Annotated in this window: 15 protein-coding genes; 10 read left to right on the top strand and 5 right to left on the bottom strand. The window is 72.5% G+C overall.

What is annotated here, in order from left to right:
- Nucleotides 1–7: 7 nt before the first annotated feature.
- Genes BTM25_RS18010 through BTM25_RS18000 form a run of 3 tightly spaced genes read left to right on the top strand, consistent with a single transcriptional unit; the run spans nucleotide 8 to nucleotide 3,038 of the window.
- Entirely contained in the window at nucleotides 8–1,126 is a 1,119-nt protein-coding gene (locus tag BTM25_RS18010; protein ID WP_235828462.1) for an efflux RND transporter periplasmic adaptor subunit, read from the top strand.
- The gene (locus tag BTM25_RS18005) at nucleotides 1,123–1,842 is read left to right on the top strand and encodes an ABC transporter ATP-binding protein (RefSeq protein ID WP_103564020.1); all 720 of its coding nucleotides are present in this window, start codon (nucleotides 1,123–1,125) and stop codon (nucleotides 1,840–1,842) included. Before BTM25_RS18010 ends, BTM25_RS18005 begins: the two co-directional genes overlap by 4 nt.
- 59 nt (nucleotides 1,843–1,901) lie before the next feature.
- Nucleotides 1,902–3,038 (top strand): ABC transporter permease, encoded by a 1,137-nt coding sequence (locus BTM25_RS18000; RefSeq protein ID WP_103564710.1) that lies wholly within the window; start codon nucleotides 1,902–1,904, stop codon nucleotides 3,036–3,038.
- A 43-nt stretch (nucleotides 3,039–3,081) separates the two neighbouring features.
- On the opposite strand, the gene BTM25_RS17995 is transcribed toward BTM25_RS18000, so the two are convergent.
- A complete protein-coding gene (locus BTM25_RS17995) occupies nucleotides 3,082–4,401 on the bottom strand; it encodes a cation:proton antiporter (RefSeq protein ID WP_103564019.1) in 1,320 nt (439 codons plus the stop codon).
- A gap of 368 nt (nucleotides 4,402–4,769) precedes the next feature.
- Between BTM25_RS17995 and BTM25_RS17990 the strand changes: the two genes are divergently transcribed.
- The 3 genes from BTM25_RS17990 to BTM25_RS17980 all read left to right on the top strand — a co-directional run bounded on the left by BTM25_RS17990 (nucleotide 4,770) and on the right by BTM25_RS17980 (nucleotide 7,963).
- On the top strand, nucleotides 4,770–5,243 hold the full coding sequence (locus BTM25_RS17990) for an SCP2 sterol-binding domain-containing protein (protein ID WP_103564018.1): 474 nt from the start codon (nucleotides 4,770–4,772) through the stop codon (nucleotides 5,241–5,243).
- Between the two features lie 180 nt (nucleotides 5,244–5,423).
- Nucleotides 5,424–6,230: a MerR family transcriptional regulator gene (locus BTM25_RS17985; RefSeq protein ID WP_103564017.1), complete on the top strand. Its 807-nt coding sequence runs from the start codon at nucleotides 5,424–5,426 to the stop codon at nucleotides 6,228–6,230.
- Between the two features lie 446 nt (nucleotides 6,231–6,676).
- A complete protein-coding gene (locus tag BTM25_RS17980; protein WP_235828461.1) occupies nucleotides 6,677–7,963 on the top strand; it encodes a PucR family transcriptional regulator in 1,287 nt (428 codons plus the stop codon).
- 137 nt (nucleotides 7,964–8,100) lie between these two features.
- Here the strand turns inward: BTM25_RS17980 and BTM25_RS17975 are convergent, their stop codons facing one another.
- Genes BTM25_RS17975 through BTM25_RS17965 form a run of 3 tightly spaced genes read right to left on the bottom strand, consistent with a single transcriptional unit; the run spans nucleotide 8,101 to nucleotide 12,225 of the window.
- Nucleotides 8,101–9,942 carry a CocE/NonD family hydrolase gene (locus BTM25_RS17975; protein ID WP_103564016.1) on the bottom strand — a complete coding sequence of 614 codons (1,842 nt, stop codon included), beginning with the start codon at nucleotides 9,940–9,942 and terminating at the stop codon, nucleotides 8,101–8,103.
- A gap of 52 nt (nucleotides 9,943–9,994) precedes the next feature.
- Nucleotides 9,995–10,726, bottom strand: a complete 732-nt coding sequence (locus BTM25_RS17970; RefSeq protein ID WP_205648136.1) for an aspartate/glutamate racemase family protein — start codon at nucleotides 10,724–10,726, stop codon at nucleotides 9,995–9,997.
- Nucleotides 10,723–12,225 carry an NCS1 family nucleobase:cation symporter-1 gene (locus BTM25_RS17965; RefSeq protein ID WP_103564015.1) on the bottom strand — a complete coding sequence of 501 codons (1,503 nt, stop codon included), beginning with the start codon at nucleotides 12,223–12,225 and terminating at the stop codon, nucleotides 10,723–10,725. Before BTM25_RS17965 ends, BTM25_RS17970 begins: the two co-directional genes overlap by 4 nt.
- Before the next feature lie 135 nt (nucleotides 12,226–12,360).
- On the opposite strand from BTM25_RS17965, the gene BTM25_RS17960 reads away from it, so the two are divergent.
- On the top strand, nucleotides 12,361–12,966 hold the full coding sequence (locus BTM25_RS17960; RefSeq protein WP_103564014.1) for a helix-turn-helix domain-containing protein: 606 nt from the start codon (nucleotides 12,361–12,363) through the stop codon (nucleotides 12,964–12,966).
- On the opposite strand, the gene BTM25_RS17955 is transcribed toward BTM25_RS17960, so the two are convergent.
- A complete protein-coding gene (locus BTM25_RS17955) occupies nucleotides 12,967–13,830 on the bottom strand; it encodes a hypothetical protein (protein WP_235828460.1) in 864 nt (287 codons plus the stop codon).
- A 44-nt stretch (nucleotides 13,831–13,874) separates the two neighbouring features.
- Here BTM25_RS17955 and BTM25_RS17950 point away from each other — a divergent pair, with 44 nt between their 5' ends.
- The 3 genes from BTM25_RS17950 to BTM25_RS17940 are packed head-to-tail and all read left to right on the top strand — an operon-like array spanning nucleotide 13,875 to nucleotide 16,660.
- The gene (locus BTM25_RS17950; RefSeq protein ID WP_103564013.1) at nucleotides 13,875–14,708 is read left to right on the top strand and encodes a 2,3,4,5-tetrahydropyridine-2,6-dicarboxylate N-succinyltransferase; all 834 of its coding nucleotides are present in this window, start codon (nucleotides 13,875–13,877) and stop codon (nucleotides 14,706–14,708) included.
- A gap of 48 nt (nucleotides 14,709–14,756) precedes the next feature.
- Nucleotides 14,757–15,812, top strand: a complete 1,056-nt coding sequence (gene dapE / locus BTM25_RS17945; protein ID WP_103564012.1) for a succinyl-diaminopimelate desuccinylase — start codon at nucleotides 14,757–14,759, stop codon at nucleotides 15,810–15,812.
- A 47-nt stretch (nucleotides 15,813–15,859) separates the two neighbouring features.
- Nucleotides 15,860–16,660 (top strand): LOG family protein, encoded by an 801-nt coding sequence (locus BTM25_RS17940; protein WP_103564011.1) that lies wholly within the window; start codon nucleotides 15,860–15,862, stop codon nucleotides 16,658–16,660.
- Nucleotides 16,661–16,666 lie beyond the last annotated feature (6 nt).

Below are 16,666 nucleotides of genomic sequence, written 5' to 3'. Positions count from 1 at the left end.
CGCGCCGGTGAGCGACGCGCCGCCGACGGGGAGCGGGGCGCCGCCGCCGGGCCGGGCGCAACGGCGGCGCCGGGGGCGCGGCCCCTACGTCGCGTCGGCGGTCGCGCTCGCGCTCGCCGCGGGCGGCACGGCCGTCGTGCTCGCGACGCGGGACGGCGGGAACGCCCCGGCCACGGCGAACACGAGCCCGGTCACCACGGCACCGATCACTCGCGGGGACGTGATCGACACCGAGTCGGTGGACGGGAACCTGACCTACACCGGGTCGCGCGACATCTCCGCGCCCGGCCAGGGCACCGTCACCTGGGCGGCGAGCGAGGGGTCGGTCGTCACGCGGGGGCACGTGCTGCTGCGCGTGGACAACAAGCCGCTCATCCTCCTCTACGGGTCGATGCCGTCCTACCGGACGCTGCGCGACGGCGTCGCGGACGGCAAGGACGTCTACCAGCTCGAAAGCAACCTCCGCGCCCTCGGCTACGGCTCGGGGATCACCGTGGACAAGAAGTTCACGGCGGCGACGGCGGCGGCGGTCAAGGAGTGGCAGGACGACCTCGGCCTCACCGAGACGGGCGCCGTGGAGGCGGGGCAGATCGTGTTCCAGCCCGGCGCCGTCCGGGTCGGCGACGTCCAGGCGGAGAAGGGCGAACGGGTGTCGCCCGGCATGAAGGCCATGACGATCACCGGGACGCGGCCGATCGTCCACATTCCGCTCGCCACGTCCAAGCAGTCCCTGGCGAAGAAGGGCGCGCGGGTGACGGTCGAGATGCCGAGCGGCAAACGGGTCCGGGGGCGGATCTCGTCCGTCGGGAAGGTCGCGAAAGCGGGGACCGAGAAGGACGACACCGCGACGATCGACGTCTACGTGACGCTGAGCGGCGAGGCGACCGGCGGGCTCGACCAGGCGCCCGTCAGCGTCGAGCTGGAGAGCGACCGCGCGGCCGGGGTCCTGTCGGTGCCGGTCGAGGCGCTGCTCGGGCTCCGCGAGGGCGGGTTCGGCGTCGAGGTGGTCGACGGCGCGGCCAAGCGGATCGTCCCGGTCGAGACCGGCACCTACGGCGGCGGACGCGTGGAGATCAGCGGCGAGGGCCTGCGCGAGGGCATGAAGGTCGAGGTGCCGCGCTCGTGAACATCGTGGAGCTGGCCGGCGTGACGAAGGTGTACCCGGGCGGGGTCGAGGCGCTGCGCGGCGTCGATCTCGTGGTGGAGGAGGGCGAGCTGACGGCGATCGTCGGGCCGTCGGGGTCGGGGAAGTCGACGCTGCTGCACCTGGTCGGGACGCTGGACCGCCCGTCCGGCGGGACGGTCCGCATCGCGGGCTACGACGTCGCGGCCCTGTCGGACCGGGAGCTGTCGGCGCTGCGCGCCCGGCACATCGGGTTCGTGTTCCAGTCGTTCCACCTCGCCGACGGGGTGTCCGCGCTGGACAACGTCGCCGACGGCCTCCTGTACGGCGGCGTGTCGCTGCGCCGACGGCGGGAGCTGGCGCGGGCGGCGCTGGAGCGGGTCGGGCTCGGGCACCGCGTCGGGCACCGTCCGAACGAGCTGTCGGGCGGGGAGCGGCAGCGCGTCGCGGTGGCGCGGGCCGTCGCGGGGGCGCCGTCGCTGCTGCTCGCCGACGAGCCGACCGGCAACCTCGACACCGCGGCGGGCGCGGAGGTGCTCGGCGTGCTGCGCGACCTGCACGCGTCCGGGACGACCATCGCGATCATCACGCACGACCTGGAGATCGCGCAGTGGGCGCCGCGCCAGGTCCGCGTCCGCGACGGCCGGATCGTCGGCGACGGCGGCGCCGGCACGGGCCGCACGGTCGGCGCGTTCACCGGCGCGGGGGTGCCGCGGTGACGGCGCTCGCGAAGCTGTCCCCGGCGCGGCTCGCGCCGCGCGACGTCGTCCGGACGGGCATGTCGGGGCTGCGGTCGCGGCCCACGCGGGTCGTGCTGTCGGCGCTCGGCATCGCGATCGGCATCGCGACGATGGTCGCGGTCATCGGGATCTCCTCCTCCAGCCGCGAGCAACTGCTGGACCAGATCGACCGGCTCGGCACGAACATGCTCACGGTCGAGCCCGGCCAGACGATGTTCGGCGACTCGGCGAAGCTGCCGCTGAAGTCGGTGGAGATGACCCGCAGGATCGGGCCGGTGCTGACGGTGTCGGCGACGGGGAACCTGGAGGCGACCGTCCGGCGCAGCCCCCTCATCGACGCCGAGTCCACGGGCGGGCTCGGCGTCCGGGCGACATCGCCGGAACTGCTGCGGACGCTGGACGGGTCCGTCCGGTCCGGGACGTGGCTCAACACCGCCACCGCGCGGTACCCGGCGGTCGTCCTCGGCGCCGAGGCGGTCAAGCGGCTCGGCGTCGACAGCGTCGGCGCGCAGGTGTGGATCGGCGGCCGGTGGTTCACGGTCGTCGGGGTGCTGAACCCGCTGCCGCTCGCGCCCGAGATCGACCGGTCCGTGCTCGTCGGCTGGGACGCGGCACGCCGCTACCTCGGCTTCGACGCTCACCCCACCAAGATCTACGAGCGGTCCACGGACGTGTCGGTGGAGGCCGTCCGGGACGTCCTCGCGCGCACGGTGAACCCGCGCAACCCCGAGGAGGTGAACGTCAGCCGTCCGTCGGACGCCCTGGCGGCGAAGGCGGCGGCGGGCAGCGCGTTCACGAACCTGCTGCTCGGCCTCGGCGCGGTCGCGCTGCTGGTGGGCGGGGTGGGCGTGGCGAACACGATGGTGATCTCGGTGCTGGAACGACGCCGCGAGATCGGTCTGCGCCGCTCCCTGGGCGCGACGCGCGGCCAGGTGCGCACGCAGTTCCTCACCGAGTCGCTGCTGCTGTCGGCGCTCGGCGGCGTGGCGGGCGCGGTGCTGGGCGGCGCGGCGACCGTGGCGTTCGCGTCCTACCGGGGGTGGCCGCCGGTCGTCCCGGCCTGGTCCTTCGGGGGCGCGGTGGGCGCGACGCTCGTCATCGGGACGATCGCGGGCCTCTACCCGGCGATGCGGGCGGCGCGGCTGTCGCCGACCGTGGCCCTCACGACGGCCTGACCGGGTGGCCCACCCGCCGGGGGACGGGTGGGCCACGGGCGTGCTACTCGGTCGCGGGTTCGGTCGTCCGGTTCTCCAGGCGGAGTTGTTCCTCCGCGGTGTGCTCCACGCGGTCCATCGCCATGCGCAGCAGCGGCGGGGCCATCACCGAGGTGACCACGGCGACGAGCACGATGATCGTGTAGGTGGCGGAGTCGAGGACGCCGAGGCGCAGGCCGACGGTCGCGACGATCACTTCGATCACGCCGCGCGCGTTCATGCCCGCGCCGAGCGCCAGGGCCTCCCAGCGGTTGAGACGGCTGAGCCGGGCGCCCAGATAGGCCCCGGCGAACTTGCCGACGATCGCGACGACGAGGATCAGCACCCCGGCCAGCGCGATCTTCGGGTGGCGCAGGGCGCCGAGGTCGATGCGGAGTCCGGCCGTCGCGAAGAAGATCGGTGCGAGGCAGCCGAGGACGACCGTCCGCAGCGACGCGGTGCGCGTCCGCGCGAACCGGCCGGTGCCCGCGATGAGCAGCCCGCACAGGAACGCGCCGAACACGGCCTCCAGCTTGAGCGCCTGCGTCGCGGCGCCCGCGAGCAGGATCATCGCGGCGGCGACCGCGATCGTCCGTTCGGGGGAGTCGCCGGCGGTCCGCAGGACGAGCCGGGCCAGCGGACGTCCGATGAGCACGGCGACGACGAGCACGAGCAGGAGCCGGCTCACCGCGAGCACCGCGTCGTGCCCGGCCGAGCTGCCCGCCGCCATCGCGGACACGACGGACAGCATGACCCAGCCGAACGCGTCGTCCACGGTGCCCGCGGTGAGGGTGAGCTGCCCGATGTTGCGGTGCAGCAGGTTCATGTCCATCAGCGTCTTGGCGATGACGGGAAGGGCGCTGACGCACATCGCCACACCGAGGAACAGCGCGAACACGTCGGTGTCGGCCCCGGCGCGGCCCCCGCCGAGCAGGTCCGGCAGGACGTAGCCGAGCCCGACCCCGGCGACGAACGGGATCACGAGCCCGGCGAGGCTGATCCGCAGGGCCGTGACACCGCGTCTCCGGACGAGACCGAGGTCCATCTCGATCCCGGTGAGGCCGACGAGCAGCAGGACGCCGACCTGGCCGACGGCGTCCAGGAGATGGGCCTGGGACGGGTCGGCCGGGAACAGCCAGTGCGCGGCGTCGGGGGCGACCCGGCCGAACAGGGTCGGGCCGACGAGGATCCCGGCGGTCAGTTCCCCGACGACCGGGGGCAGGCCGAAGCGTGCGGCGAGGCGCCCGAGGGCGATCGCCAGGGTCAGCAGGACGCCGACCTGGAGCAGGAAGACCAGTAAATGGTGGGCCTCGATGGGAGGCGCGGTGGCGGTCGCGAGCGGCATCGACGACTCCTGGGGGGAATGCGCACCGAGTGGCGGGCGCGCAGGGAGCCTTCAGCGTAGGCACGCGGGTCGCGTTCCGTGGAGGGGGTCCGGCGCCGCAGTCCGGTCGGTGACACGATCCGGCCGCACCGTTCCAACGTGACGGATGTGACGTCGCCGCCCGGCCGCGCGCTGACCTTCGTGGAGCCCCTTGTGTTGGGTGAGCGTTTCCGGACGCGAATTTATGTGCCATCGCATTTTGTGCCGTCAAACGAAGGGATATACATGTCGCGGGTGGAGCCCGGCCGGCTCGCCCGTGAACCTGTTCCCGGGGCCGGCCCGCCGGTCCCCGGTCCCCGGACGACCGTCCGGCCAGCACGAGGAGCCCCATGACCGAGATCGCGATCGACCTCAACGACACCGCCGCCGTCAACGCCCTCTTCGACGAGATCGCGTCGCCCGCCGAACTGCGCGGCATCCTGGACGCCCCCGGCGCGGACGAGGGAACGATCAACGGGTTCGTCGGCGTCATCGGCGCCGAGCGGCTGCTGGACCGGGTGTTCGACCTCATGGCGGGGCACTTCGTCGCGGCCCGCGCGGGCAACGAGAGCGGCGTCGTGCAGTGGAACGTGCGCGTCGACGGGGCCGAGCACGTCTACCACATCGTCGTGGAGAACGGCACGGCCACGCGGTACGCCGGCCCGGCCGACAAGCCGCGCGTCACGCTCACCCTCACCGCCGCCGACCTGCTGCGGCTGTGCGCGGGCAAGCTGTCGGGCGTCCAGGCCGTGATGAGCGGCAAGATCAAGCTGGCCGGCGACATGATGTGGGGCGCCAAGCTCCCCGGCTGGTTCAACATCTGACCGGTCCGGTGTCCGGGTCCGTCCGCAGCCGGTTCGGACGGGCCCGTCCGCGCCCCGCCGAGCAGGGCGGAAGCGCTTATCTTCCATGCATCCATGGCCCACGCGCAGGTGGGGTATGGCCGCCGATGTGCCTAGGATGAGTGTCGTCAACGGCGACGCCGACCTAGATCAGAAGCGGGTATGGACAGCTACCGAATCGACGATCTCGCGCGCATGGCCGACACGACCGTCCGGAACGTGCGCGCGTTCCAGGAGCGCGGCCTGCTCCCCCCGCCGCGCATGAAGGGCCGCACGGGCTACTACGACGACTCGCACCTCGCGCGCATCCGCGTCATCGGGAACCTCCAGGAGCGGGGCTTCACGCTCGCGAGCATCGGCGAGATGCTGTCGGCCTGGGAGAGCGGCCACAACCTCGCGGACGTGCTCGGCGTCGAGCGCGTGCTGACCGAGCCCTGGTCGGGCGAGGAGCCGGAGTACCTGAGCATCTCCGAGGTCGTCGAGATCTTCGTCCCCGGCCTCGTGGAGGACGACTTCGCGGGCAAGTCGCCCGAGCTGTTCCCGATGCTGGCCCGCGCCGAGGAGCTCGGCTTCATCCGCTGGGCGGGCGACCGCTTCGAGGTGCCGAGCCCGCGGCTGTTCCGCGTCGGGGTCGAACTGCACGCCGCCGGTGTCCCGCTGTCGAGCATCTACGACATCGCCGGGGAACTCCGCGCGGACTGCGCCACGATCGCCGACCGGTTCGTCGCGCTGGCCGTGAAGCAGGCCGACCTGGAGGACCCGTCACAGCTCGCCGCCCGCGCGGACCTGCCGGAGATCGCCAAGCTCATCGCCCGGCTCCGCCCGCTCGGGATGGAGGCCATCCAGGGGATGCTCGCCCAGGAGTTGCACGCGCGGATCCAGGCGGCGTTCAGCGACCGGATCGAGACGTTCCTCGACCTTCTTCCCAAGGAGGTCCCGCTGACGCCGAAGGACCCCGGGCCGTCCTGACGGGCGGGCCCCGCCGCGCGCCGCGCGTCGGCGGGCGGGCCATGCGGGTCACGTGAACCCCCTCGGCGTCGGTCGAGACGTAGTGGACCTTTCACGCCTTCATCGCCGCGTCGCCGGGGAACGTTACCGACCCGGCCGCTCGCGGATCATGCCGCCGTTCCGTGGTACACGAAGCTCCGGTTCATGCATATGCGGCGCACGTCGTGACCGGACGGCGGGTGCCGTCGAGTCTCCCGGACGCCCCTCGGCGACACGCGTTGTGAACGTTGTGTCGCACTTGAACTTCGTTCAGTGAGAATATGGCGTTTCGTCGGCTTACTATCGGACACCAACAGGCGGAAGCGCTCACTGAGTGAGTGGTTCGTTCGAGGGGGCTCTTGACAACCCCTGCCCCTTGTCTCACTGTATGGTCCATAAATCTATGGAACATAGATTGGCGGTGCTGCGTGGTGATCGGAACTCGGGAGCTGGAGGGCGTCCGGTCCGCCGGCCATGCCGTTTCCCGGGGCGCGGCCGGGGGCGACGCGTCCGGCGACGGCCCGGCGACGCTGCTCGCCGAGGTCGCGCCGGTGATCAGCCGGGAGGCCGCCGAGGCGATCCGCCGTGAGCTGTCGGTGTACGCGTCCGAGGACGTCCAGCACGGGCTGGAGCTGGCGATCGGCATCGGGATCGGCCACTTCGTGGACTCCCTCGCCCGTCCCGACCTGGACGACGACGCCGTCCTCGCGTTCTTCGCCCGGCTCGGCGCCGACGAGACCCGCGCCGGACGGAGCCTGCTCACGCTCCAGAACGCCGTGAACATCGCCGCGCGGGTGCTCGTCCGGCACCTGACCCGCGTCCTCGCGCCGTGGGACCTGATCTCCACCGCGTCGTACGGGCGGGTGATCGAAGAAGTCTTCCCGTTCGTCAACCGCATCATGGCGGCGGCGGCGCAGGGCCGCGCCGACGTGCGCGGCGGCGACGCGGCCGGTGACCTGGACCGCGCGCGGCGGGCGCTCGTCGGCGTCCTGCTCGGCGACGCCGAACCCGACGCCGACGACCTGGCCCGCCTCGCCCGGCAGGCGCAGTGGCACCTGCCGCGCGCCGTCGCGGTCGTGGTGCTGTCGGGCGACGACGAGGACCAGCGCCGCCCGTGGGGCCTCGCGCCCGACGTGCTGGAGGGCCTGTACCTGACCGAGCCGTGCCTGGTCGTCCCGGACCCCGACGGCCCCGGCCGCGCCGCGCAGCTCGCCGCGGCGCTGGCGGGCCGCGCCGCCGCCGTCGGCCCGACCGTCGCGGTCGCCCGCGCCGCCCGCTCCCTGGCCTGGGCGCGCCGCACGCTGGCGCTCGCGGGCGCGGGCCGGCTCCCCGGCGAAGGCCTCGTCCGCGCCACCGACCACATGCCCGCCCTGGTGATCCTCCAGGACCCCGAACTGGTCACGCACATCGCCGCGCGCCGCCTGGCCCCGCTGCACGAACTGCGCCCCGGCAAGCGCCACGCCTACGCCGAGACCCTCCAGGCGATGATGGAGCACAGCTTCAACGCGCAGGCCGCCGCCGAACGCCTGCACGTCCACCCCCAGACGATCCGCACCCGCCTGCGCCGCCTGGACGAACTCTTCCAGGGCTCCTTCCAGGACCCGGACCTGCACCTGGAGTTCCTGATCGTCCTGCGCGCCTGGCTCGACGCCGCCACCCCCGACACCGACCCCGACTGGTTCACCCCACCCCCCGCCCCCACCCGCCGCCGCTGACCACCTGCGCGGAAGCAAAAGGAGGCCGCGCGATGGGGTTGGAGACGCTGCGGGCGTACGCCGCTGCGCTCGGCGGGCACGTCGACGTGACGATCAGTGTCGGTCCGCACTCCATTCGCGTGGCCTGAGCCGAGGGGTCAGGGGCGGGTGGAGAGGGTCAGGGTGGACGGGCCGAGGGTGTAGGCGCCGCCGAAGAGGTCGGGGAGGTCGGCGAGCGGGACGAGGTGCGGGAAGTCGGCGGTCGCGACGCGCAGGCGCAGGCGGTGGCCCGCCGGGACGGTCGCGAACGTCGGACGCACCTCGACGTCGTAGCGCGTCATCTCGCCGGGCTTCACGGGCTTGCGGGACGCCTTGGTCAGGACGTGGTAGGGGCTGATCCAGTCGCCGTCGCGGGCCGGCCAGGAGCGCGTGCGGTCCAGGGCGCGCAGGGAGCCCAGTTGGGCGCCGCCGGAGAGGTCGGTGGAGCGGCCGTCGGGGGCCACGTCCTCCAGGGTGAGGGCGAACAGGGTCTCGGGACGGGTGGACGACGCGCGCAGCGTCGCGCCGATCGGCCCCGCCAGCTTCAGCGGACGGGTCAGCGGCGCGGTGCTGTAGGTGCGTTCGCCGTCCCCGGAAGTGGGCTTGCGCTGCGGGCCGGTGCAGACGCCCGGCATCCCGATCCCTTCGAGGAGCTGTGAGAGCAGGCCCGCCGCGAACTGGTCGGTGGAGCGCGTGCAGGGGTCCGACAGCGGGGTGTACTTGATCGTGTCGCCCGGTCCGGCGCCGGGGGCGTCCGACGTGAGACGTCCGCCGGACTGCAACGACAGGCGCTGGAGGCGCGCGTCGGAGAGCGGGTACGTGGCGGTGGAGTATTTCGCGCCGCCCGGCTCGACGACGTGCAGGGGCGTACGGGTGTCGGTTATTCCGTTGTCGCGTCCCTTGAGCCAGTGGTCGAACCACTGGAGCTGCAACGCGGACAGGTCGTAACCGCCGCCCATCCCGCCGTGCGTCCACGGCCCGGTGAGGAGCTGGTACTTGGACGACACCGGCTGGCCGGGCTTCATCGGCGCGGTCACCGGACGTCCCGCCGCCGCGTTCTGCAGCCCGCTGTAGAGCTGCGGCTCCCCGCGCTGGAACACGTCGTACAGACCGCCCACGAGATAGACCGCGACGCCGTTCGCGACGATCCGCGACAGCAGCCGGTCGGGCGCGCGTTCCTTCCACCACGCGTCGAAGTAGCGCCGGGACCCATTGGTGAGCATGTCCCGCGCCATCGTCAGCTCGAACGGCCCCGCCTGGAGAAGGTGCTGGTAGGCGAGGGTCAGCGCGGTCGCCGGGTCGAACGGCAGCTCCAGGAACGGCGTCAGCGTGCGCGTCACCCCGTACCCGAACACCAGGCCGAGCGGCGACAGGACGTTCAGCGCGCCGCCGCTCGTGAACAGGTCGCGGTAGGGGTCGGCGGTCGCGGCCATCGGGAAGATCGCCTTGAGCGGCGAGTTCGGCCCGACCTCGGCGGCGGTGAAGAGCTGGTCGATCGCGACATAGGAGAGCCCGAGCATCCCCACCTTGCCGTCGCCGCCGGGCAGCCGCGCCGCCCACCGGACGACCTGCGCCCCGGCCTTGGCCTCCGCCGGGCTGAACAGGTCGAACGCGCCCTCGGACCCGCCCGTCCCGGGGACGTCCACGACCGCCGCGATGTAGCCGTGGCGGACGAGGTCGGGGTTGAACCCGCCCATGCCCGCGCCGCCCGCCAGCGCGGACGGCGTCTTCCCGTACGGCGTGAACCCGACGATCACCGGGAACCGGCCGGCGGCGGGCTTGCCGGTGGACGGGTCGGCGGGGGAGTGGACGTCCGCGCGCAGGACCGTCCCGTCGTGCAGCCTGATCGTCAGGTTGCGCTGCACGCTGATCCCGTACCCGCCGGGCGCGGCGGCGCGGGCCGGGACGACGGCGCTCGTGAGCAGCAGGAGGGCGGTCGTGAGGACGGCGAGGCTGCGCATGTCGCGGCTCCCTGGGAAGTCGGCCGCCGCGAACACTAACAGACGTCAGTGTTTACTCGAAAGACCGGGTGAACTCCGCCAGCAGCCCCGCCTGCGGTTTGGGCGGGGGCGGCGCGTACTCGCCGTGCGTGCTCGTCCGCAGGCCCAGCGCGACCAGCGATTCCACGAGCTTGGTCGCCGCCGCCACGCCGTCCACCACCGGGACGCCGAGCTTCGCCGAGATCGCCCCGGTCAGTTCGGTCATGCCCGCGCAGCCGAGCACCAGCACGTCCGAGCGGTCCGTCGCCAGCGCCGCGGCGCACCGGTCGAGGACGGCGGCGCGCGCGGACGGCGAGTCCAGCTCCAGCACGGGCACGTCGCACGCGTGCACGCCCCGGCACGCCGCCGCGAAGCCGTAGCGGTGCGCCAGCTCCTCGGTACGGCCGATCGTCCGGGCCAGCGTCGTGACGATGCTGAACCCGCGTCCGAGCAGCGTCGCCGTGTGCATCGCGGCCTCGGCGATCCCGACGACCGGCCCGGACGCGACCTCGCGCGCCGCGTCCAGCCCCGGGTCGCCGAAACAGGCGATGACGAAACCGTCGGCGTCCGGTGCCGCCGCGATCTCGGCGAGCACGCCCGGGACGGCGAGCGCCGCGTCGTAGTGGCTCTCCACCGAGGCCGGGCCCATCGCCGGGCCGACGGCCGTGACGACGGTCCCGGACGCCGCGACCGCCCGGGCGCCGCGGCCGATGGCCTCGGTCATCTCCCGGGCGGTGTTGGGGTTGACCAGGGTGATCCGGATCATGCCGGGTCCATCACCTTGATCATGGGTCGGCTCCGCTCCAGCAGGGCCAGGGTGACGAAGCCGAGACCGCAGCCGATGAACCAGGAATAGTTCGAGATCCAGGTGACGTCGACGGTCGCGACGTCCAGGTCGAGAACGAGTTTCGGGACGAGCACCGCGAGAATGGCGGGCACCCCGCCCGCGACCAGCGACCACACCGCGTTCGGGTTGTAGCCGCGCCGGAACCAGTAGCGTCCGCGCGGGTCGAGCGTGAACATGTCGTCCACTGCGACGCGTTGCCTGCTCGCGATGTAGTAGCCCGCGATGAGCGCGCCGAACAGCGGCCCGATGAGCGCGCCGAGCAGGTCGAGCGTGTAATGGATCGCGGTCGGGTTGGAATACCAGTTCCACGGCGTGAGGACCACCGAGCCGACCGCCGCGATCATTCCGCCCGTCCGCCAGGAGATCTTCTGCGGATTGACGTTGGAGAAGTCGAACGCGGGCGAGATGAAGTTCGCCACGATGTTGATGCCGACCGTCGCGATGACGAACGTGAGCCCGCCGAGCAGGATCGCGAACGTCGTGTCGATGCGCTCGACCGTGTGGATCGGGTCGGTGATGAGTTCCCCGAACACCGGGACCGTCGCGGACGCGGTGATGACGGTGAGCAGCGAGAAGAACAGGAAGTTCACCGGAAGCCCGAGCAGGTTGCCGCGCTTCACCGCGTCGAACGACTTTCCGTAGCGGGAGAAGTCGCCGAAGTTCAGCATCGGCCCGGAGAAGTACGACACGACCAGCGCGATCGCGCTGAGCATCGTCGTGAACGAGTGGGTGACGTCCAGGTGCCTGCCCTGCGCCAGGTTGAAGCTGATGTTCCCCCAGCCCGCCTTCGCCACGAGGTAGACCGCGAGCGCGATCATCACGACGTAAACGGCCGGGCCGGCCCAGTCGATGAACCGCTTGATGGCCTCCATGCCCTTCCAGAACACCGCCGCCTGCGCCACCCAGAGAATGGCGTAGGCGACATAGCCGAGCGCGGGCAGGCCGAGGAACGTGTGCTGGTTCCAGCTCGCCGTGGACGGCCAGAACTTCAGGAAGACGATGATGAGGGACTGCGACGCCAGATACGTCTGGACGCCGTACCACGCGATCGCGATGAGCCCCCGGATGACCGCCGGAATGTTCGCGCCGCGCACCCCGAAGACCGACCGGTTGATGACCGGGAACGGAACCCCGGTGACCTGGCTCGGCTTGGCGACGAGATTGCAGAAGAACTGCACGATGAGGATGCCGGCGAGCAGCGCGATCAGCACCTGCCAGCTCGCGAGGCCGAGCGCGAACAGGCTGCCCGCGGTGACGTAACCGCCGACGCTGTGCACGTCGGACATCCAGAACGCGAAGATGTTGTAGGAGGACCAGTTCTGCTCGCGCAGCGGAGCGAGGTCCTCGTTGGTCAGACGCGGGTCGTGAACGGGTTCCGGGGGCCGGACGGCCTCGGCGGCCGGTGCGCTGTCGGGCATGGCGATTCCTCGCGGGGACCGGGTCCGTTAAGCAATCACTTAACGGTTAGGGTGAACTTATGCCTGAACAGGCGGCCGGAAATTTCGGCGTTGTAAAACCCGTGTGACAGACGAACCGGAGCCCGGAACCCCCGCATGAGCGCTGAACCGGACCTGTCGGCCCTGGACGCCGCCGCCCTCGGCGCACGCCTGCGCCAGCTGCGCGAGCGCGCCGGGCGCTCCCTGCGGTCGGTGGCCCGCGATCTCGGCATCTCGCCGAGCGCCGTGTCGCAGATCGAACGCGGCACGATGCGCCCGTCCGTCAGCCGCCTCATCACGTACGTGACGGTGCTCGGCGTCTCGCTCGCGGAGGTGTTCGAACCCGTCGCGGCGCGCGCGCCGGAGCCGGACGACGCGCCGCGCCGGTTCACGATCCGCCGGGCGTTCGAGGTCGCGCCGCTGCGGCTGGCGGGCGGCGTGACGTTCCGGCGGCTGTCACCCGTCCCGACGTCCGGCGTGGAGTTCTTCGAGTCGACCTATCCGCCGAACGCGCAAGCGGGCGCGCACGGTGAACTGCTGCGGCACGAGGGCTACGAGGTCGGGACGGTCACCGCGGGCGAACTCACGATCGAGTTCGCGGAGGAGGTCGTCACGCTCGGCGCGGGCGACTCGATCACGTTCCCGTGCGACCGTCCGCACCTGATCGGGAACCGGTCCGCCACGACGACCGCCGTCGCGACCTGGCTGATCGTCCACCCCTGATCAGCGGATGACCACGCGGTCGGCCTGCGCGCCGTGGTCCGGGGTCCAGCCGTCGTGGCCCGCGTGCGACGTCCAGCGCCGTCCGTCGAACCGCACCTCGCGCAGCCCGTACGCCTTCGCGTGCGTCACCGCCCACGCCGCGACCGCCCAGCCGGACCGGCGCGTCCCGACCTTGACCGCGTCCGCCGCCGGGGCCGGCGAGCCCTGCGCGGCCGTCAGGACCCGCAGCCTGCTGCCGAACGTGCGGCGCAGCTCGCGGATCGCGTCCGCGCGCCGCGCCGGGACCTCCCGGTTCGGCGGGTACCAGCACCGGACGGCGCCCGGCTCGCGTCCGGTGAAGCCCGCCGCGAGCAGTTCGCCGAGGTCCTCGTGCTGGGCGTAGGCGGTGCCGTCCGCGCTGCGCTGCACCTCCTGCGCCGCGTCGTGCAGGTCCAGGTCGAGGTAGTCCTTCACCTTGACGAGCGCGTCGAAGAACTTGCTCGTGGACTGGACGGGGTCGCGCAGCTTCTCCGGGCTGCCCCAGCCCTGCGACGGACGCTGCTGGAACATGCCCACCGAGTCCCGGTCGCCGCCCGCGAGGTTCGTCAGCCGCGACTCCTGGTACGCCGTCGCGTACGCGATCACCGCGGCGCGCTCGGGGAGCTGCTTGCGGAACGCGACGCCCGCGATCGTCGCGGCGTTCTCGGCCTGGTCGACGTCCAGGGTCTGGCTGCCGACGGACGTGTGGACCTCGCAGCTCGTCCCGTGCAGGTACGGCCGCAGCCGCTGGAAACCCACGTACGCGCCGACGCCGAGCGCGAGCACGACGACGAGACCCACGGCGGGCCACCGCCAGCGCCGGAACCGCCCCTCCGATGCAGCCACGCGACGACCGTACCGGGATCGGGCCACCACTAAGCTCAGGGGTCATGACCGAAACGTTCACCAGCCCGATCGCGTCCGTCATCGACGAGCTGTGGGAGAAGCGCGCCGGCCTCACGCCCGACGACGCCGACGCGCGCGCCGCCGTGGTCGCCGCCGTCGACCAGATCGACGGCGGGGAGGCGCGGGTCGCGCACGTCGACGCCTCCGACGAGGTCGTCGTGGACGAGCGGGCCAAGCGCGCGATCCTGCTGAGCTTCAAGGTGCTCGGGATGGTGCAGGCGCAGGTCGGCGACTTCCGCTACCACGACCGCATCCCGCTGAAGACGCGGCTGGACGGCGTCCGCGTGGTGCCCGGCGCGATCGCCCGCTGGGGCTCCTACCTCGCGCCCGGCGTCGTGCTGATGCCGTCGTTCACCAACATCGGGGCCTACGTCGACTCCGGGACGATGGTGGACACCTGGGCCACGGTCGGGTCGTGCGCGCAGATCGGGAAGAACGTCCACCTTTCCGGCGGTGTGGGCATCGGCGGCGTGCTGGAGCCCCCGAACGCCAAGCCCGTCATCATCGGCGACGAGGCCATGATCGGCAGCCGCTCGATGATCGTCGAGGGCGCGCGGGTCGGCGTCGGCGCGGTGATCGGCTCGGGGACGAACCTGTCGGCGTCCATGCCGGTCATCGACGTCGAGACGGGCGAGGAGATCAGCCGGGGCCGCGTCCCGGACTGGTGCGTCGCGGTCGGCGGCACCCGCATCAAGGAGTTCGCGGGCGGGTCGTTCGGGCTGCCGGCGGTGCTCGTCCTCAAGCGGCTCGACCCCGGGCAGCGGCACGACAAGGCCGCGCTGAACGGCATCCTGCGCGACCACGGCCTCGACACCTGACCTGGCGGGACGGGGCGGCGCGGCCCCGTCCCGTTACCCTTGCCGTCCATGGGCCTCGATCTCAGCTCCGACGCCGCCGCCCTGACGGCCGCGCTCGTGGACGTCGCGTCCGTCAGCGGCGCCGAAGGGCACCTCGCCGACCTGGTGGAGGCGGCGCTGCGCGCGCTGCCGCACCTCACGGTGGACCGGGACGGCGACACGATCGTCGCCCGGACGACCCTCGGCCGCGCGGAGCGGATCGTCCTCGCCGGGCACCTGGACACCGTGCCGGTGAACGCGAACCTGCCGTCCCGCGTCGAGGGCTCCCGGCTGTACGGGTGCGGGACGTCGGACATGAAGAGCGGCGTCGCCGTCCAGCTCCGGCTGGCGGCAGCGCTGACGGCGCCGTCGCGCGACCTCACCTATGTGTTCTACGAGTGCGAAGAGGTCGAGGCGGAGCGCAACGGGCTGCTGCGGCTCGCCGGACGGCGTCCCGAACTGCTCGCCGGGGACTTCGCGGTCCTGCTGGAGCCGACCGGCGGTCTCATCGAGGGCGGCTGCCAGGGGACGATGCGCGTCGAGGTCGCCGCGACCGGCGCCCGCGCGCACAGCGCCCGCGCCTGGATGGGCGCCAACGCGATCCACGCTGCGGGCGGGATCCTCGACGTCCTGCGCGCGTACTCGCCGACGCGTCCCGTGGTGGACGGGCTGGAGTACCGCGAGGGCCTGAACGCCGTGTTCGTGCGCGGCGGCGTCGCGGGCAACGTCATCCCGGACGAGTGCGTCGTCACCGTGAACTACCGGTTCGCGCCCGACAAGTCCGTGGCGGACGCCGAGGCGCATCTGCGGTCCGTCTTCTCCGGGTACGCCGTGACGGTCGTGGACGCCGCGCCCGCCGCCCGCCCCGGCCTCACCCATCCGGCCGCCGCAGCGTTCGTCGCGGCCAGCGGCGCCGAGGTCCGCGCCAAGCTCGGCTGGACGGACGTGGCGCGCTTCGCCTCCCTCGGCGTCCCCGCCGTGAACTACGGCCCCGGCGAGCCGACGCTCGCCCACACGCAGGAGGAGTCCGTCGAGATCCCGCTGATCGGGGAATGCGAACGTCGCCTGCTCGCCTGGCTGGCGTGACGGCGGATTCACCGTTACGCCCCGTCCGGTCCGGCTACGGTGACCCCATGGCATCTGAGACCGAGTCCGGGACGCGCCGGCAGGGACCGGCGACGCTGCGCGGACGCGCCGTCCCGCAGACCACCACCGACCAGCGGCTCCTCGACAGCCGCGGCCCCTCGGACTGGCTGCACGCCGACCCGTGGCGCGTGCTGCGCATCCAGGCCGAGTTCGTGGAGGGCTTCGGGCTCCTCGCCGAGTTGCCGAAGGCGGTCAGCGTCTTCGGCAGCGCACGGATCCGTCCCGGTTCGCCGGAGTACGACCTCGCCGTCGAGATCGGCGCGCGGCTGCACCGCGCGGGCTACGCCGTGATCACCGGCGGCGGTCCGGGGATCATGGAGGCCGCGAACAAGGGCTGCGACGAGGACGGCGGGCTGTCGGTCGGGCTCGGCATCGAGCTGCCGTTCGAGCAGAAGCTCAACGACCACATCGACGTGGGCCTCGAGTTCCGGTACTTCTTCGTCCGGAAGACGATGTTCGTCAAATACTCGCAGGCGTTCATCGTCCTGCCCGGCGGCTTCGGGACGCTGGACGAACTCTTCGAGGCGGTGACGCTCGTCCAGACCGGCAAGATCACGCGCTTCCCGATCGTCCTGGTCGGCCGCGAGTTCTGGCAGCCCCTGGTCGACTGGATCAACGGAACTCTCCTGACCAGGGGCCTGGTCTCCACCGACGACCCCCGGCTTCTGCACCTGACGGACACGCCGGAAGAGGCCGTCCAGATCGTCGTGGACGCGCACGCCAAGGCCGAGCAGGCCATCATCGAGGCCCGCGCCCAGGCCGAGACCGCCGCCGAGGAAAGCTCCTGACTCCGA

It is taken from the genome of Actinomadura rubteroloni (assembly GCF_002911665.1).
GTDB lineage: Bacteria > Actinomycetota > Actinomycetes > Streptosporangiales > Streptosporangiaceae > Spirillospora > Spirillospora rubteroloni.
Note: the sequence above shows the minus strand (reverse complement) of the source record. Positions and strands in the feature narration are given on the sequence as shown.

Coding starts and splice junctions, on each gene's coding strand:
- BTM25_RS17940 (WP_103564011.1), top strand. CDS start 15,860: ATGGCATCTGAGACCGAGTCCGGGACGCGCCGGCAGGGACCGGCGACG.
- BTM25_RS17950 (WP_103564013.1), top strand. CDS start 13,875: ATGACCGAAACGTTCACCAGCCCGATCGCGTCCGTCATCGACGAGCTG.
- BTM25_RS17990 (WP_103564018.1), top strand. CDS start 4,770: ATGACCGAGATCGCGATCGACCTCAACGACACCGCCGCCGTCAACGCC.
- BTM25_RS17970 (WP_205648136.1), bottom strand. CDS start 10,726: ATGATCCGGATCACCCTGGTCAACCCCAACACCGCCCGGGAGATGACC.
- dapE (WP_103564012.1), top strand. CDS start 14,757: ATGGGCCTCGATCTCAGCTCCGACGCCGCCGCCCTGACGGCCGCGCTC.
- BTM25_RS17975 (WP_103564016.1), bottom strand. CDS start 9,942: ATGCGCAGCCTCGCCGTCCTCACGACCGCCCTCCTGCTGCTCACGAGC.
- BTM25_RS17965 (WP_103564015.1), bottom strand. CDS start 12,225: ATGCCCGACAGCGCACCGGCCGCCGAGGCCGTCCGGCCCCCGGAACCC.
- BTM25_RS18000 (WP_103564710.1), top strand. CDS start 1,902: ATGTCGGGGCTGCGGTCGCGGCCCACGCGGGTCGTGCTGTCGGCGCTC.
- BTM25_RS17995 (WP_103564019.1), bottom strand. CDS start 4,401: ATGCCGCTCGCGACCGCCACCGCGCCTCCCATCGAGGCCCACCATTTA.
- BTM25_RS17985 (WP_103564017.1), top strand. CDS start 5,424: ATGGACAGCTACCGAATCGACGATCTCGCGCGCATGGCCGACACGACC.
- BTM25_RS17960 (WP_103564014.1), top strand. CDS start 12,361: ATGAGCGCTGAACCGGACCTGTCGGCCCTGGACGCCGCCGCCCTCGGC.